The following is a 229-nucleotide window of genomic DNA, read 5'->3' on the forward strand; positions in this document are numbered from 1 at the left end:
CTTACTGCAGATGCCTTTACACGACTGTTACGAATGCTGTTTTTTATGGGTAAAGTGAATGGGTTTTTATATACGACACCTTGTCTGTAATTACCATAAAACAAAGTATTCACATCAATTCTTGAAAAGGTTTTTGCAACTGAAAAAGTATTTGCAACATCTTTAATTTTATAGGTTTTTAAATCTACCACAAAAGAATCAGAAGCACTAATACTAACTATTAATTGTT

Annotated in this window: 1 protein-coding gene; it reads right to left on the minus strand. The window is 30.1% G+C overall.

The window, feature by feature from the left end:
* On the minus strand, window positions 1–229 hold a 229-nt coding region (locus tag ACRHNM_RS18535; protein ID WP_431138091.1), incomplete at both ends, for a hypothetical protein.

Origin of the sequence: Psychroserpens mesophilus (assembly GCF_050617655.1) — a bacterium.
GTDB classification, from domain to species: domain Bacteria; phylum Bacteroidota; class Bacteroidia; order Flavobacteriales; family Flavobacteriaceae; genus Psychroserpens; species Psychroserpens mesophilus_A.